This is a genomic window from Rhodoplanes roseus (assembly GCF_003258865.1).
GTDB lineage: Bacteria > Pseudomonadota > Alphaproteobacteria > Rhizobiales > Xanthobacteraceae > Rhodoplanes > Rhodoplanes roseus.
The window spans coordinates 1-239 of the sequence record NZ_NPEX01001002.1 but is presented as its reverse complement, the minus strand read 5'-3'; the positions used below and the strand labels follow the sequence as shown (position 1 = coordinate 239).

The window sequence follows — 239 nt, the reverse complement described above, 5'->3', positions numbered from 1 at the left end:
GGCAGGAATACGACAGCCAGTCTCAGCGCTTCTCGACGCCTGAGCGACGCCGCGTGCTTCAGCTGCGGTTCAACGACCCTGAAGATGCCAAGAAGGCTGCCGACGAAATCTCGTCCGGCGACACGCTTGAAGAGGTCGCAAGCGAGAGAAATCTCTCCGCCGTCGACCTCGGCCTGAAATCAAAAGCCGAAATCGTCGACCAGAACGTCGCCGACGCCGCCTTTTCGGCCGACGAAGGG

Annotated in this window: 1 protein-coding gene; it reads left to right on the top strand. The window is 61.1% G+C overall.

What is annotated here, in order from left to right; genetic code table 11:
• Positions 1-239, top strand: a 239-nt coding sequence (locus CH341_RS33355) for a peptidyl-prolyl cis-trans isomerase (protein ID WP_146604838.1), incomplete at both ends; no start/stop codon positions are given.